The organism is Delftia acidovorans NBRC 14950, from assembly GCF_001598795.1.
Lineage (GTDB): Bacteria > Pseudomonadota > Gammaproteobacteria > Burkholderiales > Burkholderiaceae_C > Comamonas > Comamonas acidovorans.
Window position 1 is genome coordinate 1 of the sequence record NZ_BCZP01000044.1, and the last position, 22,952, is coordinate 22,952.

20 protein-coding genes are annotated in these 22,952 nt (G+C 64.3%); 12 read left to right on the forward strand and 8 right to left on the reverse strand.

The annotated features are described in order from the left end of the window. The 6 genes from DA1_RS28230 to DA1_RS28255 form a co-directional block, all read left to right on the forward strand. Positions 1-1,755: TOMM precursor leader peptide-binding protein (locus DA1_RS28230; protein ID WP_062794189.1), on the forward strand; the 1,755-nt coding region annotated here is incomplete at its 5' end. 119 nt (positions 1,756-1,874) lie between these two features. After that, positions 1,875-2,819, forward strand: coding sequence for an FHA domain-containing protein (locus DA1_RS28235; RefSeq protein WP_012206172.1), 945 nt, complete (start codon positions 1,875-1,877; stop codon positions 2,817-2,819). Between the two features lie 199 nt (positions 2,820-3,018). Next, positions 3,019-3,354, forward strand: a complete 336-nt coding sequence (locus DA1_RS28240; RefSeq protein ID WP_225970979.1) for a hypothetical protein — start codon at positions 3,019-3,021, stop codon at positions 3,352-3,354. 92 nt (positions 3,355-3,446) lie between these two features. Further along, positions 3,447-3,854, forward strand: coding sequence for a GFA family protein (locus tag DA1_RS28245; RefSeq protein WP_034398710.1), 408 nt, complete (start codon positions 3,447-3,449; stop codon positions 3,852-3,854). 544 nt (positions 3,855-4,398) lie between these two features. Continuing rightward, positions 4,399-5,133, forward strand: a complete 735-nt coding sequence (locus tag DA1_RS28250; protein WP_051940883.1) for a Crp/Fnr family transcriptional regulator — start codon at positions 4,399-4,401, stop codon at positions 5,131-5,133. A 118-nt stretch (positions 5,134-5,251) separates the two neighbouring features. Further along, positions 5,252-5,410, forward strand: coding sequence for a DUF3309 family protein (locus DA1_RS28255; RefSeq protein ID WP_034398712.1), 159 nt, complete (start codon positions 5,252-5,254; stop codon positions 5,408-5,410). On the opposite strand, the gene DA1_RS28260 is transcribed toward DA1_RS28255, so the two are convergent. Beyond that, positions 5,407-6,195: a GGDEF domain-containing protein gene (locus DA1_RS28260; protein WP_080736917.1), complete on the reverse strand. Its 789-nt coding sequence runs from the start codon at positions 6,193-6,195 to the stop codon at positions 5,407-5,409. The genes DA1_RS28255 and DA1_RS28260 overlap by 4 nt on opposite strands. Positions 6,196-6,345: 150 nt before the next feature. Further along, on the reverse strand, positions 6,346-6,570 hold the full coding sequence (locus DA1_RS28265; protein WP_013801898.1) for a YMGG-like glycine zipper-containing protein: 225 nt from the start codon (positions 6,568-6,570) through the stop codon (positions 6,346-6,348). A 275-nt stretch (positions 6,571-6,845) separates the two neighbouring features. Between DA1_RS28265 and DA1_RS28270 the strand changes: the two genes are divergently transcribed. Both DA1_RS28270 and DA1_RS28275 read left to right on the forward strand, forming a co-directional pair. After that, positions 6,846-7,088 carry a hypothetical protein gene (locus tag DA1_RS28270; protein ID WP_013801897.1) on the forward strand — a complete coding sequence of 81 codons (243 nt, stop codon included), beginning with the start codon at positions 6,846-6,848 and terminating at the stop codon, positions 7,086-7,088. 21 nt (positions 7,089-7,109) lie between these two features. After that, positions 7,110-15,794, forward strand: coding sequence for a glycoside hydrolase family 94 protein (locus DA1_RS28275; protein WP_051940889.1), 8,685 nt, complete (start codon positions 7,110-7,112; stop codon positions 15,792-15,794). On the opposite strand, the gene DA1_RS28280 is transcribed toward DA1_RS28275, so the two are convergent. Continuing rightward, on the reverse strand, positions 15,791-16,510 hold the full coding sequence (locus DA1_RS28280) for a Crp/Fnr family transcriptional regulator (RefSeq protein WP_034398720.1): 720 nt from the start codon (positions 16,508-16,510) through the stop codon (positions 15,791-15,793). The genes DA1_RS28275 and DA1_RS28280 overlap by 4 nt on opposite strands. Positions 16,511-16,812: 302 nt before the next feature. On the opposite strand from DA1_RS28280, the gene DA1_RS30785 reads away from it, so the two are divergent. Beyond that, positions 16,813-16,965 carry a hypothetical protein gene (locus tag DA1_RS30785; RefSeq protein WP_013801894.1) on the forward strand — a complete coding sequence of 51 codons (153 nt, stop codon included), beginning with the start codon at positions 16,813-16,815 and terminating at the stop codon, positions 16,963-16,965. 88 nt (positions 16,966-17,053) lie between these two features. On the opposite strand, the gene DA1_RS28285 is transcribed toward DA1_RS30785, so the two are convergent. Beyond that, entirely contained in the window at positions 17,054-17,377 is a 324-nt protein-coding gene (locus tag DA1_RS28285; protein WP_071957174.1) for a hypothetical protein, read from the reverse strand. Positions 17,378-17,535: 158 nt separating this feature from the next. After that, a complete protein-coding gene (gene trhA, locus DA1_RS28290; RefSeq protein WP_034394957.1) occupies positions 17,536-18,189 on the reverse strand; it encodes a PAQR family membrane homeostasis protein TrhA in 654 nt (217 codons plus the stop codon). A 206-nt stretch (positions 18,190-18,395) separates the two neighbouring features. On the opposite strand from trhA, the gene DA1_RS28295 reads away from it, so the two are divergent. The 3 genes from DA1_RS28295 (at position 18,396) to DA1_RS28305 (ending at position 20,715) form a co-directional block, all read left to right on the forward strand. After that, positions 18,396-18,809: a ribbon-helix-helix domain-containing protein gene (locus DA1_RS28295; protein WP_034394959.1), complete on the forward strand. Its 414-nt coding sequence runs from the start codon at positions 18,396-18,398 to the stop codon at positions 18,807-18,809. Positions 18,810-18,819: 10 nt separating this feature from the next. Next, positions 18,820-19,935 carry an extracellular catalytic domain type 1 short-chain-length polyhydroxyalkanoate depolymerase gene (locus DA1_RS28300; RefSeq protein ID WP_034394961.1) on the forward strand — a complete coding sequence of 372 codons (1,116 nt, stop codon included), beginning with the start codon at positions 18,820-18,822 and terminating at the stop codon, positions 19,933-19,935. Positions 19,936-20,274: 339 nt separating this feature from the next. Further along, positions 20,275-20,715, forward strand: coding sequence for a hypothetical protein (locus DA1_RS28305; protein ID WP_034394963.1), 441 nt, complete (start codon positions 20,275-20,277; stop codon positions 20,713-20,715). A gap of 36 nt (positions 20,716-20,751) precedes the next feature. Here DA1_RS28305 and DA1_RS30120 read toward each other — a convergent pair whose 3' ends face one another. The 3 genes from DA1_RS30120 to DA1_RS28315 all read right to left on the reverse strand — a co-directional run. Next, positions 20,752-21,231 carry a GNAT family N-acetyltransferase gene (locus tag DA1_RS30120; RefSeq protein WP_080736918.1) on the reverse strand — a complete coding sequence of 160 codons (480 nt, stop codon included), beginning with the start codon at positions 21,229-21,231 and terminating at the stop codon, positions 20,752-20,754. A gap of 144 nt (positions 21,232-21,375) precedes the next feature. Beyond that, positions 21,376-21,813, reverse strand: a complete 438-nt coding sequence (locus tag DA1_RS28310) for an acetyltransferase (protein WP_034394965.1) — start codon at positions 21,811-21,813, stop codon at positions 21,376-21,378. Between the two features lie 214 nt (positions 21,814-22,027). Beyond that, positions 22,028-22,952: IPTL-CTERM sorting domain-containing protein (locus DA1_RS28315; protein WP_155737674.1), on the reverse strand; the 925-nt coding region annotated here is incomplete at its 5' end.

Below are 22,952 nucleotides of genomic sequence, written 5' to 3' on the forward strand. Positions count from 1 at the left end.
CCCACCCCCGCCCCCGCCCCACTCACCATCGTTTTCTGCGACGACTATCTGGACCCGCGCCTGGGCGCCATTGACGCCAACCAGCGTGCCGCAGGCCGGCCCTGGCTGCTGGTGCGGCCAACAGGCGAGCAGGCCATGGCGGGACCGCTTTTCAAACCCCAGGCAGCGGCCTGCTGGCATTGCCTCGCACACCGCTGGCAACGCAACCATCCCGCACGCGGCGGCAAGCACGGCCAGCCTCAGGACGGCGACCGCTGCCCGCCCGTGCGCGCCGGCGCCGACCTCATCGCCACGCGGCTGCAGGCCCTGCTGCCCACGGTGCAGCGCCTGCTGGCGCACACCGATGCGGCGCAAACCGTGTGGACGCTGGAGCCTGACCAGCCCCACCCGGTGGCCGCCCGCCCGCAATGCCCGCACTGCGGCACGCCAGGGCTGATGGCCCTGCGCCAGCGTGAACGCATTGCGCCAGTTCCCGGCACGCATGCCGCGCGCGCCGATGGCGGCTGGCGCAGCGTGCCGGCCGAGACCACGGTGCAGCGCCTGTCGCAGCACGTCAGCCCGCTGACCGGCGTGATTGCCAGGGTCACGCCGCTGACGGCCGAGACCGACGAAGCACTCACCGTCTACCGCAGCGAAATCTTCAGAACACCGGCCCCCGGCAGCACCAGCCTGGCCGGCTCCGGAACACAGCTGTGTCTGGGCAAGGGCCTGTCGGCCATGCAGGCCCGCGCCAGCGCCATGTGCGAAGCGGTGGAACGCTACGCCGCCTTCCACCAGGGCGACGAAGCCGTAATCGTCGCCCCCGCCGCCGAGCTGGACGCGCCCTGCATCGCGCCCACGGAACTGGCTCGCTTCAGCGAGCGGCAAACCGCCGGCTTTGCCACCGACAGGCCACCGCATGCCGTGGCCCCCAGCGCCGGCCAGGGCGAGCCCCTGTGGTGGGCTCCCGCCTGGTCCCTGACCGCCGATGCGCGCCGCTACCTGCCGCTGGCCTTCTGCCTGGCCCATGCGCCCGCGCAAAGCCAGCACCACGTGGGCTGGACCTCCAACGGCTGCGCCGCAGGCAACACGCGGGAAGAGGCCATCCTGCAAGGCTTCATGGAACTGGTGGAACGCGACGCCGCCGCCATCTGGTGGTACGGCCAGATCCGCAGGCCCGCCATTGCGCTGCAAGGCATCGACCAGGCCACGCGCCAGCGCCTGGACCGCAGTTGCGGCCCGCAATGGTCGTACTGGCTGCTGGACATCACGCATGACTTCGGCATACCCGTGGTCGTCTCCGTGGGCCGCCATGCACAGACCGGCCAATGGGCCGTGGGCTTTGGCTGCAGCCTGGACCGCGCCCTGGCCTGCGAACGCGCCCTCACCGAAATCAGCCAGCTGATCGCGGCCGGCAAAAGCTTTGCCGTGCCCGAGCCACTGCAGGCCTTCCTGCACCCTGCGGACAGCGCCGATGCGCCGCCGCAACAGCCTGCGCCTCTGTCTGGGCACACGCCGGACACCACGCCGCCGGACATTGCCCAGGCCATTGCGCGCTGCGTGGACATCGCACGCGGCCTGGGCCTGGAAACCATCGTCTACGACCACTCGCGCCCCGACATCCCTGTGCACACCGTCAAAGTCGTGATTCCCGGCCTGTGCCATATCTGGCCGGAACTGGGCAATCCACGGCTGCGCAACGTACCCGTGGCCCTTGGCTGGCGCAGCCGGCCGCTGCAGGAATCCGAACTGAATCCGCAGGCTCTGTACGTTTGACAAACTGAAAAGCGCAGCGGGCATGTACTCTCTCAGCTTGGCAACAGGCTGCCGGCTCCGGGCCAATGCGCCCCCAGCCCACCCCCTGTTCACACAAGCCCCAAGGAGAATTCGAGGCGATGGCCCTCTTTCGTAACCAACTCGACGGCCGCATCGTCGTGCTGCGGCCCCTGCATACCTTCGGCCGCCATCCCTCGGTCTGCCAGACCGTCATGAAGGCGCCCGACGTCTCCCAGGTCCACGCACTGTTCCGCTGGAACCGGCAGACCTGGGAAATCGTGGACCAGAGCCGCAACGGCACCATGCTCAACGGCGTGCGCCTGGTCGCCGGCCGCTGGACCGTTTTGGCGGTGGGCGCCAAGCTCAGCATGGGCGAAGGCGCAGAAGCGGCCTGGACCGTGGAAGACCTGGGCCCGCCCATCACCTGCCTGAGCCCCGGCCCGGGACTGCCCCAGGACGGCCCCCTGGCCCTGAACCCGCGCGGCACCCTGCTGCCCGACGCGCAGGAGCCCGAAGCCAACGTCTTCTTCGAGGATGGCCGCTGGCTGCAAGAGTCCGGCGACGGCACCGAGCCCCTGGTGGACGGCGCCATGGTCCACACCTCCGCAGGCAGCTGGGAATTCGTGCAATGCGACGACCTGGAATCCACGCGGGAAAGCAGCTTCGACCCGCGTGCGCCCAAGCCGCCGGAAGTGTCCTTTCGCTTCACCGTCAGCCAGAACGAAGAGCACGCCAGCCTGACCGTCATGAGCGACGGCAAACCCATTGCGCTGGGCGAACGCATACACCACTACACCCTGGTCACCCTGGCCCGCGTGCGCCAGCAGGACGCAGAAAAAGGCCTGGCCCCCGCAAGCCAGGGCTGGATAGAACTGGATGCACTCTCACGCATGCTGGGCGTGGAGCCCTCGTACGTGAACATCCAGATCTTCCGCGCCAAGCACCAGATCCTCAGCGCCCTGCCCGAATGCGCTGCCTCGCCCGCCCTGGTGGAGCGGCGGCGCGGCAGCCTGCGCTTCGGAGACTTTCCGTTCGAGATCGAAGGCGGGGCGCGCAGCGCCTGAACGGTGAACTGGAAGGGAGAACGGCAGGCACACGGCGCATCGCTCGCCGCATGTAATCAGCTGTAATTTTCTTGTTGTGCACACGTGAATAAAGTGGGAACCGGTTCTTGCCGCCTGCGGTGCGAACCCTCTCACCCTCCTCCCGGACCGGGTTGCCCGAGTCCACTGGCGCACCTGGAAGACGCAAATGAGCATGGACATGCGACGTGTACTGTTGATCCCCGCCAGCGCGCGGCCTGTTGACCCTGGCCTGGCCAGCCTTTCCATGGACGCACAGGTCTGGGAAAACGGCTATCCGCTGGTCGTAGGCAAGGCCCGCCACGGCCTGCTTCAGGACTTCTGGCGGCACTACTACGGCGAATCCGCCGCCATGTTCGTTGCCGCCGACCAGCTGCTGGAACTGCACAACGACATCATGGCCGCCATCCCCGCCTGCGTGGGCGAGATGCCCGTGCTGCGCTTTCTCAACGATCTCGGAAGAATGTGCCTGCAGGCGCATGGGGATGGCAGCGGGCTGCAGGTCATCGGCGACTGACGAAACGGATGACTCCTGGGGTTGCCGCGCGTCCCTCTCGCGGCATTGGGCGCATGCACAATGGCATGCGCCTTTTTTGCGCCCGACTGACCATGAGCAACGCCCCGGATAGCCCCCCTCTTGCCCTGACCGGCAGCTGCCTGTGCGGCGCCATCGCCTATGAACTGCGGTCCAGCCCCAAGGCCGTGTCGCACTGCCACTGCCGCATCTGCCAGAAGGCCCACGGCGCCGCATTCGCCACCTACGGCAGCGTGCCGGCAAAGGACCTTGTCTTCACCCAGGGCCAGGAGCAATTGCGCTCCTTTGCCTCATCGCCAGGCATCACGCGCTGCTTTTGCCAGCAATGCGGCTCATCGCTGACGTGGCACAGCGCGCATTACGCAGAGGGCTCCTGGATCTCTGTTGCTTTGGCCACGCTGGATTCGGAGTTGGCGGTGGGTGGGCAGCGGCATGTGAATCGGGGGATGGGGATGGGGTGGGTGGATTTTGGAATGGATTGATCGGGGGCTGGTTCGGCCAGGAGCGGCTGGTTGCGACGCCCGCTTGGGTTGGCTGCTTCAGGCTGAACTGCGACATTCACGGCGCAGTGCGTGAGTGGCTGCAACGGTCAAGACCGGTCACTCGCTGGTTGTTCTGCAAGGCGCTGCCGGCGCCCAAGTTCCGAGATTTTTGAATTGGCGGTCATGGCGTCTTCCGTGCGTGGCATTTCTTCGTTTTTTAGTTGCGTAGGCTGGTCAGCGTTATTTTTGGATCTATTTTTTCTATTTTTCTGTTCGCCAGCGCACATCATGGAAAAAATATTTTGGATGCGCAATTAAATGACCTCATCTCGGATTCGGCAGCAGAACTGATTTTCATATGAAAAAACCGCCTTCCCGGCAGCTGGCTTTGCGTACGCAGCCGCACATACATGGAATCAAAAAATCACCATGATCAATAGTGCGGCCTGCTTGAAGAGAAAAATCATCTGATGACCCGGCTTCAGCATCAGTCATCGAGGTATCCATCACGAGAAATGAACGAAACTCATTTCATTGGAATTGTATGAAAAATTCGGGCACCCATCATGCCAATGTTGAAAACAGGATAATACGCCTGCTTTATCCTTCATCGGCAGATTACTTTGTTGAGCACTGTGAAGTGTTCGAATTGATTGCACTATCAGAATTGAGCAAAGCAGGCAACCCTCTGGAGCACGCTTACTTTCCTGAAAGCGGATGCATCTCCTTGGTTATGGAAATCAACAGCAACCATTCCCTGGGACATTCCCTGGGAATAGGCATGGTAGGGAATGAGGCGATGGTCGGGTCAGAAAGCATTCTAGGCCATGCAACACCTCCTCCTTGGAAGATTTTGGTACAGCAATCTGGTACCTGCTGGCGAATAAGCCGCACGGATTTAGAAAAGCAGTGCACAGAGATCCCCATGCTCGGTGAACTGATTAAAAAATTCATACTTGTGCGCTTGCATCAACAGGCACGTTTCACAGTCTGCCTGAACTACCATACGGCAGCCTCCCGTCTGGCCCGATGGCTGTTGATGAGCAGCGACCGATGTGCCGGCAGCTTCCATGTCACACAGCAATTCATGGCATTGATACTGGGCGTACGGCGTGTCAGCATCACCAACATCGCCAGCAGATTTCAGAACGACGGCATGATTGCCTACAAACGTGGTGAGATGATGGTATTGAACCGCGCAGCGCTGGAAAACAGGGCGTGCAGCTGCTACGCGGCAGACAGACAAATCTATTCAAGAATCATGGGCACCCCGGCCTGAAAGACCAAAGTCAAAAATTCAAAAATCCAAGGACGTGCGCCAGCGCACAGACCATCGCTTGGGAACACGATGCAATGCAACTCTACGCCGTGCATTGCAAAGCGCCTTGGAGAGCATCATGAGTCTGACCACCATTCTTCTAATCGTCCTGATCCTGGTGCTTGTAGGCGCTCTGCCTTCATGGCCCCACAGCCGTAGCTGGGGATACGCTCCCAGCATTGCGATAAGCCTGCTGGTGGTGGTGGTCGTGGTATTGCTGCTTACGGGGCGGGCCTAAGTGCCCTCAAAAACACTGAACTGATAGCCGCTGCGCATGCGCTTGGCCCGATACATGGCGCGATCCGCATCAGCAATCAATTGCTCCGCAGACACAGGCCATTCGTGTGCGATCACGATGCCCATGCTGGCCTCCACTTTCAGCTCCAGCCCGTTGCAGTGAATGGGGTTGGCTATTTCCCTGCAGATCATTCTGGCCAAGGCGCGCAGCTGCTCCATTTCCGGAGAGGGCTCCAGCAGGCATGCGAACTCGTCGCCTCCCAGCCTGCACACCAGATCCTCTCGGCGGATGAAGGATCTCAGGCGGCCCGATACGACCTTGAGGACTTCATCTCCTGCACTGTGGCCATGGAGATCGTTGATTGTCTTGAAGCCATCCAGATCCATATACAACACCGCGATGGGAATGGCCTGGGGCATGGCAAAGCCGATCGCCCTGGAAAGCCGATCCAGGAATGAGAACCTGTTCGGCAGGGAGGTCAGATGGTCATGTGTCGCCAGGTGATGCGCTGCGCGTTCATCCGCCTTGGTCCTGTCAAGCTCGAAATGCGCCTTTCCCAGGGCGATACGCGTGTTGTGCAACTCCTCGCGCAGTGAGTCGCATTGCCGCTGCAGGCCTTGCAAACAGGCTTCAAGCCCCTTGCGCATTCGATTTTCCACGGAGACGCCCAGCCAGTGATTTCGCTCGAAATCCGACTGGATGGCGTGGGGGCGAAGGCCTGCTTCGTCTGCAAAAAAAGCACCTGTTCTTCTTGATCCGATGTGCCTTGGATACCTTTGAGCCATGGTGTTCCTCAGAATTCGCCATGCTTGAGGGAAACGGATGATTCGCAGATCCGGAAGATGAATATCGCCTTCACCATTTCACAGACAAGCCCTTGATCCGCCAGCGATTTCTACATGACCATGCAGGATGCCAAGCCTGCATGGCACGGTTTACTTCTTGTCCTTGCCGACCTGGTTGCCGATGACTCCACCGACCGCAGCACCACCGACCGTCCCCACAGCGCTGCCTCCTGTGAGCACGGCCCCGCCGATCGCTCCTGCACCCGCACCGATCGCCGTGCTTTGATCCCTTTTGGACATATTGCCGCAGCCGGCCAGGCCCATCAGCAGGACTGTCGCCGCCAGGGCGAGCGCATTGACCTTGATTTTTTTCATGGGAGAACCTCTTTGAAACGTAGTGGACTGGCGCATGGCGTGGAGGCTGCCCGCCCTGGTCAGGAACGCCGTCCACCGCACCCACGCGCTGCGCTGTGCCTGCCATGCCATCCCACAGTGGCCTGTTCGCACATCGCCGTCGGTGCGGTAGGGCACATCGCCGCGTGTTGCCCGTGAATGTTCGTCTGCGCACAGACGCCGCGGCCTGCGCCCCCTACAAGAGGGCATGTGTCCAAGGGATTGCATCCGCGCAATCCGCACCAGGAGTTCCGCCCATGCCCCGCTTTTCCAACCTCGTCCCGACCTGGGACACCTCCTGCGTCGGCGGGCCTGCCAGCCTGTCCCAGATGGATCGCCTCATGCTCACCGAGCACCTGGCGCACTGCGATGCGCTGAGAAGGCCATTGCTCGCGCTTTGGACGGGATTCACGGCCATCCACCGCATGCTGGGCGAGCGCACGCTGACGGGAATGCTGCTGATCGCAACCCTGGCCGCCGTCGTGTGGCTTGCTCTGTAGTGCGCTGCCCGGAAGCCATGAATGCAAATGCGCAAGCGCTGGAAATGGATACCGCCACATATCAGCCACCTGCTGGATGCCCGCCATGGAGAAGTCCTGGCACCCATCAGGTCGGAGCTTTTTGGCTGCGCACACTTTGAACAGTATGGGATGACCCTGGGGGGCGCGCATGCCGTGGGCCGCCCCCGTTTTGGCCAGGCGACGTTCTATCCACGTCTTGAAAACAATCTCAGATCCCTGCGCACCTCATTCAGGTACATCGCCGGCCTGCACCAGGAGGGCCATGAGCTGGGATCTGGCGCAGAGTGGCTTTTCGACAATTTCCACCTGATCGAGGATCAGTTGCGGGAGATCAGCGAAGGCCTTTCCATCCGCTACTACCGCTCGCTGCCCGTCTTGCAGGAGGCCCCCCTCACAGGCCTTCCACGCATCTACCAGGTGGCATGGTCCTTTGTCGCCCACACCGATGGTGCCTTCGATGAATCGCTATTGACCTGTTTTCTTGACGCATACCAGAGCAAGAGCGAACTCAGCCAGGGTGAGCTCTGGGCGCTGCCCACCACGCTGCGGGTGATTCTGGTCGAGAATTTGAGGCGCCTGGCGGAGCGGATTGCGTGCCAGGCGGCGGCCAAGGAGGTGGCTACCCTGGCTGCGGGCCATATCGACAGGCTCGATGCCGCCGGCTTCCACGAAATCCACCGCTTGATGCAATTGCGCGGTGTAGGCCAGGTCTTCCTGTCCCATCTGGCGCAAACACTCTTTGGGCATCGCTCGGTCTTCAGCGACGGCGCGTACATGCAGATCGAAGAGTGGCTGCGCAGTGCAGTGCCCGATCTGGCGGCACTGCAGGTGCAGCAGCATGCCGACAGCGCGGCCGACCACCTGAGCGTGGGCAATGCGGTGGCCTCGCTGCGGCTGGTGGGCGCCGGGGACTGGCCCGGTATCGTGGGCAGGACCAGCCTGGTCGTGCGCGCACTGCAGGCCTCGCCCGTTTTCCTGGCCGAGGACGATGCCAGCCGCAACACTACGCTGCATGGCATAGAGCGCCTGGCCGCGCGCAGCCCTGATCGCTCCGAGGCCGCCGTGGCCAGGGCCCTCATCCGGTTGATGGGCCAGTCGCAGGGCGCAGCCCAACTGGCCGGGTACTGGCTGCAGGGCGAGGGACGCGCCCAACTGGAGGACATGTTCGGCGCGCGACGGCCCCTGTCGGACCGCTGGTATGCCATCCTCCTGCTGTCGCGCACGGTCACCTACATCGGCGCCGTTGTGGCAGCTTCGCTGGCCCTGGTGGCATGGATGCTGCACCTCAACGGCGCAGGCAATGCCGCCGCGATGCAGGGTCCGCTGGGTCCCCTGGGCCCGCTGGACGCATGGGTGGGCCATGCAGGCCTGGCCCTGCTGGGACTGCTCATGTTTTTCCCGGCCTCCGAGGCGGTTTTGGCCCTGGTGAACCGGCTCATATGCGAGTCCGCCACTCCAGCGCATCTGCCGCGCTTTCTCTTGAAGGAGGGGATCGGCCCCTCGGCGCGCACCCTGGTCGTCATTCCTGCGCTGCTGAGCAAGCCTGCTGCCATCTCCGAACTGGCACACCGCCTGCTGTTGCACTATCTCGCCAATCCGGAGCACTGTGTCCATTTCGCGCTGCTGAGCGATTGGGCGGATGCGGACCGGCAGGGCACGGCCGACGATGAGCCGCTGCTCGCGCAGGCACGCGAACAGATACAGGCGCTCAACCTGCGCTACCCCGCCGGGGAGGGCCAGGCCCAGCGCTTTTTGCTGCTGCACCGCCCCCGGTCCTTCAGCGCGACGCAGGGCCTGTGGATGGGCTGGGAGCGCAAGCGCGGCAAGCTCGAGCAACTGGTGACGGCGCTGGCGACGGAAATGCCGGCCCCCTTCCTGGAGATGGGCGTGCTGTCCGACCTGCCTGCCGGCGTGCGCTATGTGCTGACGCTGGACAGCGACACCGAACTGCCGCCGGGCCAGGTCAGGGCCTTGGTGGGCATCGCCGAGCACCCGCACAACCAGCCCGAACTGGATGCCACCGGGCGCAAGGTCATACGCGGCTACGGCATCCTGCAGCCGCACGTGGTGGCACCCTTGCCGCAGACGCGGCAAACCTCTGCCTGGCAGTGGCTTTTTTCCGGACAGCGGGGCATGGACCCCTACAGCGCAGCCACTTCGGATGTGTACCAGGACCTCTTTGGAGAAGGCAGTTTCATCGGCAAGGGCCTTCTCCATGTGCAGGCCCTGCACACCGTGCTGTCGCAGCGCCTGCCCGAGGACCGCATCCTCAGCCATGACCTGCTGGAAGGCTCGCTGGCCCGCTGCGCGGCGATCTCCGATGTGACCGTGATGGAGTCGGACCCGCTGCACAGCGACACGGCAGCAGCCCGGCTGCATCGCTGGGTGCGCGGGGACTGGCAATTGCTGCCCGTGCTGTGGCACGGCAGATACTGGCAACTGGCGGTCATCCACCGATGGAAGCTGTTCGACAACCTGCGCCGCTCCCTGGTTGCGCCCGTGTCGCTGTTGCTGATCGTGCTGTCCATGGCAGGACATGGCCTGGCCCTGCCTTTGTCCCTGGCACTGGCGGCGGCGGCCTGCATCACCGGGCCGTTGATAGGCGCCATCGCCGGTGCCCTTCCGCACCATGCGCGATTCGTGGGCAGCCGCTTCGCCCTGCAGTGCGCAAGGCAGTTGCTGCAGGTGGCACTGTCCGGCGCGTGGTACCTGGCGCAACTGCTGCCGCAGGCCATGCTCCAAGCGGATGCCGTGGCCCGCACGCTGTACCGCATGGCCGTAAGCAAAAGGCATCTGCTGGAATGGACCACCGCCGAAGCATCCCATGCCGCCATCCGGCCCGGCTGGGCGCCGGCCTTGTCAAGGCACTGGCACAGCACCGTGCTCGCGCTTGCGCTGCTGGCGGCCCTGTGGCTGCTGCCCGCCCCGCTGCCAGCCGCGGCATGGCTGCTGCTGTCCGCCTGGGTTTTCACCCCGGCCCTGGTCTGGCTGTGCAATGCCCCGTGGCGGGCCCCTTTCAGCCATGCAGGGCTGCAGACCACAGACCGCGAACTGCTGCAGGACATTGCGCGTGACACCTGGCGGCTTTTCGAGCGCTGCGTGGGCGACGGCGACAACCACCTGCCCCCGGACAACCTTCAGACGGCGCCGTTCGAGGTGCTCGCCCACCGGACCTCTCCCACCAACATCGGCCTTTATCTGCTCAGCGCCGCCTGTGCGCGGCAGTTCGGCTGGATCGGCACCCAGGATCTGCTGATGCGCCTGGAAGCGACCTCGGCCACGCTGGCCAGGATGGAGCGCCACAACGGCCACTTCCTCAACTGGTATGACACCCAGAGCCTGCAGCCGCTGCTGCCTCGCTATGTCTCCACCGTGGACAGCGGCAACCTGGGAGCCCATCTGCTTGCCGTATCCCGCGCCTGCCTTGAGCTGGCCCGCGCCCCGCTGGATCCTGCGGCCAGCCAGCAGGCGATCCATGCGGCCAGGCGCCGGTTGAAACCCTGCCTGGCGGGCGCAGCGCGCCTGTTGCAGCGCCCGCTGCAGCAGACGGCTATCGGCCAATTGCTGGACAGCCCCCTGGCCGATCCCGCAGACATATCGGCCCAGATGATGCTGCAGGGATTGCTGCGCGACGCCTTTGCGGAGCTTCACGCGCTCGATCTGCCGGAACCTGGGGCCGTGGCCGACACCCCGCCCGGGCCGCAGGACCCCTTGCCATGGCTGCTGGCCGACCTGCTGGCCACCCTGCAGTCGGCGGCCCTGGACGTCAGCGCCGTCGGCGCGGGGCAGCAAGATGCGATCTCCCTGCGCCTGCGGACGATGGCCCACACCCTGGAGCAGCTGGCGTGGGATGCGGATTTCCGTTTCCTGCTCGACCCGCGGCGGCAATTGCTGCACATAGGCTACCGGCTCGAGGAGCAGCAACTCGACGCATCGTTCTACGACCTGCTGGCCTCCGAGTCCCGCACCACCAGCTTGCTGGCCATTGCCAAGGGCGACCTTCCCGCCAGGCACTGGAAGGCGTTGGGCCGGCCGTTCTTCGCCCATGGGCGCAACGCGATTTTGCGGTCCTGGTCGGGGTCCATGTTCGAGTATCTGATGCCTTCGCTGGTGGCAGTGGAGCCAGCGGGCAGCGCGCTGGACGAGGCCAACCGCTGCGCACTGCGCGAACAGATGGCTTTTGCCAAGGGCCTGGGCATTCCCTGGGGCATGTCGGAAAGCGCCTATGCGGCGCGCGACCAGTCGCTGGCCTACCAGTACGCATCCCAGGGAGTGCCCTGCCTGGCACTGCGCCGCACGCCGATGGCAGAGAAAGTCATCGCCCCCTATGCCACGGCGCTGGCCTGCCAGGTGGCTGCGGTACCTGCGTGCGCGAACTTCCGCGCGCTGGCCGCCCTGGCTGCGCGCGGGCGCTATGGCTTCTACGAGGCCCTGGACTTTTCTGCCGCACGGCAAATCCATGGCGGAAGGTTCACGCTCGTCAGCACCTACATGGCCCATCACCAGGGCATGACCATCGTGGCCCTGGCCAATGTGCTGCTGCAAGGGGTTGCACAGCGCTGGGGCTCTGACCACCCCCGCATCCAGGCCATGTCCACGCTGCTGCAGGAGCGCACCCCCCGCGAGCTTGCAGGCCTGAGGCCCGGCGCGCTGGCCGCACCCTTTTTGCATGCCCAGTCCCGACGGCCTGCCAACGCGATCCGCACCGTCGTCCCGGGGGCCCGGGCCCTGGAGCCGACCCTCTTGCTGAGCAATGGGCGTTACAGCGTTGCATTGCGCGCCAACGGAGCCGGATGGAGCCGCCTGGGCAACACCCACATCACGCGTTGGCGCGATGACCTGCTGCGCGATGCGCACGGGAGCTTTGTCTACCTGCGAACGGACCGGGACAGCGCCCCGGTGTCCGTGACCCGCAGCCCGGCACCCGATCCGCAGGCGGCCTACACCAGCACGTTCCACCCGGACCGCATGTGCTTCGATGCCCGCTGGCCGCAATGGCGTGTGCGCACCACGGTCTGGATCAGCCCTGAAGACGATATCGAGCTGCGCAAGGTCGTGCTGAACAACCTGGGTAACCTGCCCATGGACGTGGAGCTGATATCGGCCATGGAGGTGGTCCTGGCCGGCGCGGGCGCGGACGAGGCCCACCCGGCGTTCTCCAGCATGTTCGTGAAGGCGCAGTGGCTGGCGCAGCAGCAGGGCATGCGTTTTGAGCGGGTTGCCCGCCACAAGGAGGAGAAGGTGGTGCAGATGGCCCATTTCGTGGCCGGCACGCAAGGGGAGGTCCTGGGCCTGCGCTACCAGAGCGATCGGGCGAAATGGGCCGGCCGCAATCACGCGGCCAGCCAGCCGCAGGCGTGCCTGGAGCCCGCACCGGGTGAAGCTGTCGCGCTGGACACCGGCCTGGATCCCGTCGCCGTGCTGGGTGTGCGCATGCGCGTGGGCCCTGGCGGACAAGTGAGCGTGGTGTTTGCGACGGCTGCCTGCGACAGTGCCAGCACCCTCATGGCCATCCTGGACAAGTACCGCCAGCCCAGCTATGTGGAGCGCACCTCCGTGATCTCCGCCACCTTGGCGCAGGGCCAGGATGCCCTGCAGCACCGGCCCCGGCCCGAGTACCTGCCGGCACTGCAACTTCTGGGCACGGCGCTGATGTTCACCCTGCCCAAGCTGCAGCCCGGCCTGCACCCGCATCGCGCAGGCGCCGTCCGCCTGCCGCAGATCCAGGACCGGCGCGTGCTGTGGCAGTTGGGCCTTTCGGGCGACAGGCCGATCATCGTGGTGAGTGCCGCGGCGCCCCAAGGCCTGGGCCTGCTGCGCATACTGGGACAGGCCCTGGGCGAATGGTCGCGTGCCGGCGTGGCCTGCGACCTGGTCGTGCTCAGCAGCGAGTTCCACTCCTACTACATGCCGGTGCAGGCCGAGCTGAACGCCATCGGCGAACAGCATGAGGCGGCCGGCAACGCCCGCCCAGGGCTCAGCACGACAGGCTTTCATGTCCTGGGCCAGGATACGCTCACCCCCGCGCAGGCAGCCTGCCTGGAGCGCCTGGCATGTGTGCGCCTGCATGCCGATGGCCGTGCATTGCTGCAACAGATCCATGCCTGGAGCGAGCAGTTCGAGGCCCAGGCCAGCCGGCGACGCACAGCGCATCTGCCTCAGAAAATACCGGTCCAGCCAAGCCGGGGCTCGGCTGTCCCCGCATCGACCGGACAGTTCCTCGGCGACCGTGGCCACTTCCAATTCGATGTCAGCGCATCCCGGCGTCCGGGCAGGCCGTGGATCAACGTCCTGGCCAACCCGGGCTTCGGAGGGCAGATATCCGAAAGCGGCGCAGGCAATACCTGGGCGATCAACAGCCGGCTCAATCAGGTCACGGCCTGGTCCAATGATCCCGTCTGCGACATGCCGTCCGAGTGGTTTTTTCTCCAGAACCGGCGCACACGCGAGACATGGAGCGTGGCCCCCAGCGCCTGGGGGCATGCCCAGGCCCGCTACAGCGTGGTGCATGGCCAGGGCTTCACTGAAATCGCCCACCGCCACGGCGACCTGGGCATCCGTGCGCGCTGGTGCGTGGACATCAGGACGGCCGTCAAGCAAGTGCGCATCACCGTGGTCAACCATGGCAACTCCAAGATGCACCTGAGGATGGCGGGCATGGTGGAGTGGATGCTGGGCGAGCGCCGGGCCGACCGCGCCACGCTGGAGACCATGGCCCTGTGGGCACCGGCGCCCGACAAGCGCTTTCTGGGCCTGCTATGCACCCAGACCGAGGCTGCGGGCGGCTTTGGCGGCGGCACGGCTTTCTTCTGCGAATCGCATGCCGGCGAAGGCACCCTCGCGGGAAAGCACGACAGCCTTGACTGGACCTGCGACCGCAGCGAGTTCTTTGCATCCGACGGACATTTGCAGTTCCCGGCACAGCTGGGGCAGCGCAGCGGATACGGGCTCGAACCCTGCGCAGCCCTGTCGCGCCTGGCCACGCTTCGGCCCGGCGTGACCTGGGAGCAGACCTATCTGATCGGCCATGCAACGAGTCCCGATGCGGCGCGCCAGTTGCTGGAGCAAGCCACCGTCCTGGCCCCCCAGGCACGAGAACAGGCCAACAGCGACTACTGGGATGGCCTGCTCCAGGCCACGCAGATCCACACGCCCGATCCGCTGATGGACGTGCTTGTGAACCGCTGGCTGCCCTACCAGACGGTCTCCTCGCGGCTGTGGTCCAAGGCCGGTTTCTACCAGGCGGGAGGCGCCACCGGTTACCGCGACCAATTGCAGGACGCCATGGCGCTTGTCTGGGCCGATCCCGGCGTGCTGCGGCAACAGATCACGCTGTGCGCCTCACGGCAATTCCTCGAAGGGGACGTGCAGCACTGGTGGCATGCGCCTGCGGGTGCCGGCGTGCGCACCCGCTGCAGCGACGACCTGCTGTGGCTGCCCTTCGCCTGCTCGCACTATCTCCAGGCCACTGGCGACACGGCGCTGCTGCAGCAGCAGGTTCCGTTCCTGGAGGCGCCCGCCATTGCCGACGGCGTGGACGACGTCTACGAAACACCGGGCATCAGCGAAGTTTCGGCTTCGGTCTACGAGCATGCGGCGCGCGCCATCGACCGCAGCCTTGCCGTGGGCGTGCACGGCCTGCCCCTGATGGGCGCAGGAGACTGGAACGATGGCATGAGCGCTGTTGGTCACCAAGGCCGGGGCGAATCGGTATGGCTCGCCTGGTTCCTGTGCGCCATCGTCACGGACTGGATACCGCTGGCACGCGGCTGCGGCGACGAAGCACGCGCCGACGCCTGGCAGACAGCCCTGGCCGGCTGGCGCCAGGCCCTGGATGTTGCGGGCTGGGATGGGCGCTGGTACCGGCGGGCGTTCTTCGATGACGGCACGGTGCTGGGCTCGGCCCGGCAGCCCGAGGCGCGCATCGATCTGATTGCGCAGGCCTGGTCGGTCCTGGTCACCACGGCAGGCACATCGCGCCCGCGCATTGCCATGGAAGCGGTGGACACGGAGCTGGTCCAGCCCGATACAGGCCTGATCCCGCTGCTGGCACCGCCCCTGGTCCATGGCCTTCCGCATGCGGGCTACATCCAGGCCTACCCGGCAGGGGTGCGGGAAAACGGCGGGCAGTACACCCATGCCGGAGCGTGGGCCGTGATGGCCGCCGCTTCGCTGGCCCTGCGCCAGGCGGCGCATGCCACCGCCACCGGCAGCGAGCGCCTTCAGGACACACCCTACCGGTACTTCACCTACCTGAGTCCGGCCCATCGCGCCAGCCATCCCGTATGGGGCAGCCATTACGCCATCGAGCCTTACGCCATGGCAGCAGACGTATACACCCAGCCCCCTTTTGTCGGACGGGGCGGATGGAGCTGGTACACGGGCTCGGCTGCATGGATGCATCGCGCCGCGGTGGAATCCATCCTGGGGCTGCACATCCACGCCGGGGAACTGTTCTTCACCCCTTGCCTTCCTTCCCATTGGCCCCAGGCCGAACTGGTATTGAAACGGGAGGGCCGCAGCATGCGCTTTCTCCTGGTTCGCGGCAGCACCGACGCGCTGGCGGCCAGGTGTGCCGTGGAGGGTGCAGTGATGCTGCAGGTATCGCAGAGGCTGCGCTGGACAGAGCTGGCAGCGCACAGCTGCTTTGTCATCCCTTTGCAAGAGGCCGCGATCGGGACCTAGCAAGCCGTGATGTCCGGCAGCAACCGGTCGTACTCTTTTCTCACCACCGCATAGCACTCGCAGGAGCGCTGCTCCAGGCCCGTACGGTCCAGCACACTGATGCGGCCACGCGAATAGCGGATGATCTCGGCGCGCTGCAGCTTCAGCGCGGCCTCGGTCACTCCCTCGCGGCGGACTCCGAGCATGTTGGAGATCAGCTCCTGCGTCATCACCAGGTCCGTGCCCTGGAGCCGGTCCAGGCTCAGCAGCAACCAGCGGCAAAGCTGCTGGTCAAGTGAATGGTGACGGTTGCAGACGGCGGTCTGGGCCATCTGGGTGATCAACGCCTGCGTGTAGCGCAGCAACAGGTGAAGAACCGGGCCACCGCGCTCGAACTCCGCCTGCATGGCACCGACCTTCAGCCGATAGCCCCTGCCGGCGCTTTGCACGACCGCCCTGCTGGTCGTGGACCCTCCGCCCATGAAGAGGGAAATGCCCACAATCCCTTCGTTGCCCACCACCGCGATCTCCGCCGACGCACCGTTCTCCATCACGTACAGCAGGGAGACGATCGCCGTCGTGGGAAAGTACACGTGACTCATGACCCGGCCCGCTTCATACAGCACCTGGCCCAGGGCAAGCTCCACGGGCTCCAGCGCAGGCTCCCACCGCTGCCATGGCTCGGGTGGCAAGGAGTCGAGCAAATGATTGCCGGTGGACGCGGCGCAAGAGGGCATAAAGGCAATTCCAGTGCAGTCATCCCGGCACTTCAAGAGAGTCTGGAGGCAGCAGAAATGACGCTCTTGCATCTTACGGGCCAGGCCCACCAGCTCTGTGCGGTACCGCACATACCGGCAGTGGCATCTGTGCCTGGCCCTGCGGGACCCCCGCATCCAGAAAGCCCCCCGAAAACCCTTGTGCCGCCACGCTTACAACATAATCTGTCCGCGGCCGGTTTGACTACATCCCATCACCTTGACCAGGAACACAGTGGACTTTCAGGAGCCATCTTGGCTTTTGAAGACCATAGGAGTTTCACATGTCCGTTTCCCAGAACACGCCAGGCAAAAGCCAGCAGCCCGTTGGCCAGCCCAGCAAGCCCCAGCCACAGCAAACTGCTCCCAAGCAGCATCAGCCGGGCTCCGCTGAAGAGCAAAAGAAGCAAGCCCATCAAGGGCAACCGAAGCAGTAATCCAGCCGCTCCGTAACGAAAAAGGGCCCTCGGGCCCTTTTTGATTTCAATGGACGCAAAGGACGGGTTTCTGCATTCGGCCGGTCCATCAATCCTTGTGTTTGATCCACGTGGCTCCAGCCGCCTCCCCGCATCCGGCGCCCACCAGGCCACCGACGGCGCCCCCCACGAATATTCCAACCGGTCCTCCCACGGCCGCGCCAAGTACAGACCCCAGTGCTGCGCCAAAAATCATGAAGCCGGCCACCATGGTTGATTTGGACTCCCGCAAGGCCTCTGCCTTGCCCATTCGAATCTGTGCTGCCTGGTCGGGGTCCTGCGAAGGAACGCCGTGCCCTGGGACCGCCTGATCGGCAAGATCAGGGTCCTGAGGCCTGCCAAGCAGTGACCTCAGTGAAATCGATGCAGTCATGGCCTTCTCCTCGAAGATGAGGAAGAGATAGATGCACCCCGCCTCGACCATGTTTTAAGCCCATGCCAGAATTTTCGATGAGGTCCGCCCCGCCGAAATTGCGTAAGCAAACAGCCTCATAAGGACGGCAGGGTGTCGAAGCCATGAATGGCAGGAGGTCAGGCGAGCAAACCGGCTACCGCGACGGTATGGCAGGCGCTGCCGGCAACCACGAACAGATGCCAGATGCCGTGCGCGTGGCGCATGCTCGCCAGACGACGGTAGAACACCGTTCCTGCCGAATAGAGCAGTCCGCCGGCGAGCAGCCAGGCCAGGGTCTGCGCACCATGGCCAAAGGCCACCGGCACCGCGCCCCCCAAGCTGAGCCAGCCAAGGCTGATGTACAGGGACAGGCGCGGCGGCGAATCGAAACCCAGTGCACGTATCGCACCCTGAAATGCGAGCCCCCATACGCCGCCAAGCAGCAGCCAAGCCCACAAGCCAGGGGGCGCCATCAAGGCAAAGGGCGTGTAGCTGCCGGCAATCAGCAGGTAAATGCAGGCGTGGTCGACGCGCTGCCAGAAACGCTTGCGCACCCCGGTACAGCCATGAAAGAGGGCCGATGCGCCAAACAGCGCCGCCAGAGACAGGCCAAACACCACAGCGCCCACAATCTTGCGCGCATCGCCGCCGGCCACCGTTTCGCAGATGAGAACCACACTGGCCGCCAGGCCCACGGGCAGGGCTGCCAGATGACTCCAGGTATTGAACCGTTCGCCTGGCTGGCCCCAAACGCAAGGGCCGTGCGGCGAGCCTGCCTGCAAATCTTGCATGGAGCCTCCTGGCGCATGGCTGAGCAACGCCGGGCGCGGTGGCCCGGCTCGGCCACCTTACGGCCCAGACGTGACAGGGCAATGATGGCAACGGACACGCTGGAGCGCCCATCCACCGGACACCACACGACGTGCAGCGCCAAATTGAAACATCAGGCCTTGAAACCATCCTCAAACCATCCATATGGATGGCATAAGGATGTTCCATGGCCACAACCACCTCCACCCCTCGCGTGAGCGAATCCGAGAAGCTCACCATCAATCTGGGCTATGTCGACCTGGGCCAAATCGACCTGCTGGTCGCCGAAGGCTTCTACGCAAACCGCAGTGATTTCATCCGTACAGCGATACGCAATCACCTGCGCAGCCACGCGGACGCGTTGCAACAGGTCGTCGCCCGCAAGATGCTGGTCCTGGGTATGCAGCATTTCTCCCAGGCCGATCTCCTGCGGGTGCAGGCTGCCGGGGAAAAGCTGCAGATCCGGGTGCTGGGCTTGGCCAGCATCGCGCAGGACGTGCCTGCGCAGCTGGCCGCAGAAACCATCGAATCCATCACGGTGCTGGGAGCGCTCCAGGCCAGCCCCGCCGTTCGTGCCGCTCTGGCCGGCCGCATTACCTGAGAACCATTCCATGAAACAGCTTTTTCACGACATGCTGGGCGAGGCTACACGCCTGACTCGCACTGGCAATTTGCTGGAAGCAACCGAGCTGATTCAGCGCACGTTGCGAGGCGAAAGCGCGCCCGCGCCCGCGCCCCACGGCAAGACAGCCGCAACCAGTCATAGGGAAGAAGGCTGGATCGTCGATGCCGAAGCCCGTTTCATCGACGATGCTCCCGAACTCGCCGTGCCTGCGGGCTCATCGCAGGCAGACACCTCCAGCGACGAGCAATGGCTGCGCGGCAGCTACTCGCACGGAGGCCGGCAGCTGGCCTATCGGCTGTATGTGCCGCCAGGCAGTGCACTTGAAGCGGGGCCTCGGCCGCTCGTCCTCATGCTGCACGGTTGCACCCAAGGGCCGGAAGACTTCGCCGCCGGCACGCGCATGAATGACCAGGCACGCAGGGCTGGTGTATTGGTGCTCTATCCTGAACAAACACAGCATGCGAACTCGCAAAAATGCTGGAACTGGTTCAAGGCCCAGCATCAGCAGCGGGGCCGGGGCGAGCCAGCACTGCTGGCGGGCCTCACACGCCAGATGGTGGCTGACCATGGCGCGGACGCATCGCGTGTCTATGTCGCCGGACTATCGGCTGGAGGTGCAATGGCGGACATCTTGGGACGCACCTATCCTGAGCTGTTCGCCGCCGTGGGTGTGCATTCGGGCTTGCCCGCCGGTGCTGCGTCCAATCTGCCATCAGCCCTCGAGGCGATGCGAAGAGGCGCAGCATCAGGCTCGGCCAGCGGTCCCAGCGTGTGTCCAGTGATCGTGTTTCACGGCGATGCCGACACGACGGTGCACCACGACAACGGCGCGGCCGTGGTGAATGCTGCACGCAGCGCGCAAAGTCCCCAAGGCGCACCTCGCGTCATCCAGGGCCATGCGCCGAACCGCCAGCGATTCACCCGCTCTGCCTATATCGCGGCCGACGGAAGTACCGCCATTGAACACTGGCAACTGCATGGCGCAGGCCACGCATGGTCCGGCGGCAGCTCAGAGGGCAGCTACACCACGCCAGGAGGAATCGACGCCAGCGCCGAGATGCTGCGCTTCTTCCTTTCGCACAAGCGTGCTCACGGCTGCTGACGCGCGGCACCGGCAGCGAGCTCGCGAGGAGGCCCTGGGCGGCAGCAACCGCTGCGGAGCAGCCGGCAGCTGCAGGTTTCCGAACAATGGTCTCAGGCTGAGAGCTGACGCAGGAGCTTCAACATCGAACATCGGCGGCGATCAACAGTTGAACTTGATGGTCTCTGGCTGCAATCTCCAAGAATCGGCATCCAGGGATTTCCGCAGCCCTTGTCGGCGGGCACCTCGGCCCGGCCCCTTGGCGACGATTCACCGTGCCATCAGGCAAAATCCGGAACATCGGGAAAGCTTGGCGTCAGGTCTGCCGAGAGGCCCAACTTGAAGAATGGAACAGTATCAATGGCACTGACGAAGAAGGGCGAGTTCTGGTACGGGACAACTTCCGGCGACACCCAAGCCGAGCTGCGCAGCTACAGCATTGCGAATCTTCATGAGGCCGTCCGGTTTGCCTCGTCCAAATGCGATTGCGGGTGCCGGACTTTTGCGCTGCAGACGGATGAAGAAGCCGGCGTGGCCATCCGCACCTGCACCGACTGCGGGCAGGAACACCTGATGGGCGACAGCGCGGAATATGTTGAAGAGGCCACCCCCGAGGCACACGAGTGCGTGTGCGAGAACGAGACGTTCGAACTGGTGTCTGGCGTCTCCGTGTACGAGGGCACACACGACGTGCGCTGGTACTACATCGCTTGCCACTGCGTGGAATGCAATCTGGTTGGGGTCTTCGCAGACTGGAAGTGTGAAGCGGGTGATGCGGCGGCCTTCCTCGCCAAGGTGTGAGCGCGTGGGATCAAGACGCGCTGCTCCAATATCTGGTCAAGCGGGTTTGCCGGGTGCATGCAGGCGATAGCGCAAAAAGCGAGTCCCCTCGATATCCAATGCGCCATCTGGCCGAAATCCCAGCTTGAGAATCCCTTTTATTCTGGTTCTTGAAGGTGGCAGCAAAATTGTGATGGAGTTCAGCCCCAAGCCAGTGAATGCACGTTTCACTATCTCTTGATAGATGGCTTTGCCACTTCCCCAGAACTTGGGGTGAAGCACCAAAGCGAGGTCGGCATCACCTTCCTCGTACTGCAAGCCGCCCCAGCCGGCAAATTGCTGATCAATTTCAAACGCCCATGGCCCATAGCCGTATTGCTGCCACTGGGCATCTTTTTTCTGAGCCCATTCATTTGCTTTCGCCAGGTCGAAATTCGCACTTCCAAGCGGCATTTGTCGCAGCACATCTGGATTGTTGTTCAGCGAAACAATGTGAGCCGGATCAACTTCAGTGAGCCGCTTGAATTTCAAATTCATGCCTGTATCTGGTTGTCTATCCATCAAATTCAAAGCGTACCAAAACGGTGGTTGCCGACCGTGTATCTGAGCGTCAACCAAGGGGGCAGCAGTCCACAGTAAGGGGTTGCTGCTGCAAGGCAGGCCCCAGCGGCCTGCTTCCAGCTAGCCCTGGTATCGCAGGTGAACAAGAGGATAAGGGCGTCCCTGCGAATCCACCTCCGAACGCCCTGTTTCAACGAACCCCATCCGTTGATAGAAGCCAACCGCTTGGGAGTTCTGCATGTTGACGTCTGTGCTCAATTCCCCGTGCAGCGCCAATCCATGCTGCAACAACCTGCGGCCGATGCCGGTGCCGCGGACATCCGGATCGATGAACAGCGCCTCCATGTGCGTGCCATCAATCAGCATGAAGCCATGGGGCTGGTCATGTTCATCCACAGCAACAGTCACCGGCGCATGAGGCAGAAACTCGACCACTTCGGCATCAATTGCCTTTCGATCATCGGGACTGAGAAAGTGATGGGTGGCGTCTACGGAACGCCGCCAAAGGTCAACCAGAGCGGCACCATCTTCAGGACGTGATGTGCGGAGTGTGTACATGGCAACTTTGCAAATGATTCAGCGTTGCGTGAAGTATGACGGGACACAGCTGCGAAGTCGCCTCGGCCCCCGTTGTACACACTCAACGGCGGCGCTGTTTCGGCAGCACTTATGCATGGGCCGCAACAGGAAACTTTGCGGAGCCCCTGTGTCCCGCCGGCAACTCATCTGAAACCCGTCGCTGGGGCGGCTTTGCCTTGGTGACAGTTTGGCTTCACTTTCTGATCAGCGGTGCGCCACCACCGCCCAACGCTCGGCGACGCACCGCCACCAGACCCGCCGCCAGCAGCGAAAGCAGCGCCAGCGCCCAGGGCCCGAGTGCGGGAATGGCCTGCGGGGCCAGCAGCACGGGCATGCCGGGGTCGGTGATCTGGTTGGGCACGGAATCGCTGTCACCGACGCCGCCATCGGCCAGGGTGAAGGTCACGCTCAGGCCGTCGGGCGCAAACTGCGCGCCCGGCAGCGCATACCAGTGCGGCTGCGCGCAGGCAGCGCCGGTGCAGCCCAGCCCGTCGGGGCTGGGGCCGTATTTGTAATAAACGGCCCCCTGCGGCACTGGTGTGGTGAAGTGCACGGTCACCTGTGCATCTGCATTGCCAGCGACACGCCCCAGCACCAGGCCCAGCGGCGCGTGCACCGCACGCACATGGGACGGCAAGGGCGCGGGCAAGGTGGAGGCAAAGGCGGCGCTGCTGATCTCCCAGCCGTTCGCGCTGTCCACCTCCACCGCCCCCAGATTGCCGTTGCCGCCCGCACCCTGCCACGGTGCGCTGCACTGCTGCGCTGCGCCGCCATATTCACCGCTGCACTGCCATTTGTATTGGCCGCCAGCGGATAGCACGGTCCCTGGCGTGCCCGTGGCGCACAGATTCGCGCTGGGCTTGAAGGCCACAGCGCCATTGGCCGCTGAGCCGCAGGTGGCATCGACCGGGTCGTGGGTGAAAGTGGCCGAAACGCTGCGCGGGCTGGTCACATTGGTGAGCTGGCATGCACCCGTGCCCGTGCAATCGCCCGACCAACCAGTGAAGTGGTAACCCGCATCGGGCGTGGCGGTGCAGCTTGCGCCCTGCCCATGGTTAACGGGATTGGGTGTGCAGGTGACCGTGCCGTTGGTGGTGGCGGGGGTGATGCTGATGGAG

Excerpts from the sequence above, each read along its gene's own strand:
- DA1_RS30785 (WP_013801894.1), top strand. The coding sequence starts at position 16,813 with ATGTCCGTTTCCCAGAACACGCCAGGCAAAAGCCAGCAGCCCGTTGGC.
- DA1_RS28255 (WP_034398712.1), top strand. The coding sequence starts at position 5,252 with ATGAGTCTGACCACCATTCTTCTAATCGTCCTGATCCTGGTGCTTGTA.
- DA1_RS28260 (WP_080736917.1), bottom strand. The coding sequence starts at position 6,195 with ATGGCTCAAAGGTATCCAAGGCACATCGGATCAAGAAGAACAGGTGCT.
- DA1_RS28275 (WP_051940889.1), top strand. The coding sequence starts at position 7,110 with ATGCAAATGCGCAAGCGCTGGAAATGGATACCGCCACATATCAGCCAC.
- DA1_RS28300 (WP_034394961.1), top strand. The coding sequence starts at position 18,820 with ATGAAACAGCTTTTTCACGACATGCTGGGCGAGGCTACACGCCTGACT.
- DA1_RS28250 (WP_051940883.1), top strand. The coding sequence starts at position 4,399 with ATGAAAAATTCGGGCACCCATCATGCCAATGTTGAAAACAGGATAATA.
- DA1_RS28280 (WP_034398720.1), bottom strand. The coding sequence starts at position 16,510 with ATGCCCTCTTGCGCCGCGTCCACCGGCAATCATTTGCTCGACTCCTTG.
- DA1_RS28285 (WP_071957174.1), bottom strand. The coding sequence starts at position 17,377 with ATGACTGCATCGATTTCACTGAGGTCACTGCTTGGCAGGCCTCAGGAC.
- DA1_RS28240 (WP_225970979.1), top strand. The coding sequence starts at position 3,019 with ATGCGACGTGTACTGTTGATCCCCGCCAGCGCGCGGCCTGTTGACCCT.
- DA1_RS28310 (WP_034394965.1), bottom strand. The coding sequence starts at position 21,813 with ATGTACACACTCCGCACATCACGTCCTGAAGATGGTGCCGCTCTGGTT.
- DA1_RS28265 (WP_013801898.1), bottom strand. The coding sequence starts at position 6,570 with ATGAAAAAAATCAAGGTCAATGCGCTCGCCCTGGCGGCGACAGTCCTG.
- DA1_RS30120 (WP_080736918.1), bottom strand. The coding sequence starts at position 21,231 with ATGAATTTGAAATTCAAGCGGCTCACTGAAGTTGATCCGGCTCACATT.
- DA1_RS28270 (WP_013801897.1), top strand. The coding sequence starts at position 6,846 with ATGCCCCGCTTTTCCAACCTCGTCCCGACCTGGGACACCTCCTGCGTC.
- DA1_RS28235 (WP_012206172.1), top strand. The coding sequence starts at position 1,875 with ATGGCCCTCTTTCGTAACCAACTCGACGGCCGCATCGTCGTGCTGCGG.
- DA1_RS28245 (WP_034398710.1), top strand. The coding sequence starts at position 3,447 with ATGAGCAACGCCCCGGATAGCCCCCCTCTTGCCCTGACCGGCAGCTGC.
- trhA (WP_034394957.1), bottom strand. The coding sequence starts at position 18,189 with ATGCAAGATTTGCAGGCAGGCTCGCCGCACGGCCCTTGCGTTTGGGGC.
- DA1_RS28295 (WP_034394959.1), top strand. The coding sequence starts at position 18,396 with ATGGCCACAACCACCTCCACCCCTCGCGTGAGCGAATCCGAGAAGCTC.
- DA1_RS28305 (WP_034394963.1), top strand. The coding sequence starts at position 20,275 with ATGGCACTGACGAAGAAGGGCGAGTTCTGGTACGGGACAACTTCCGGC.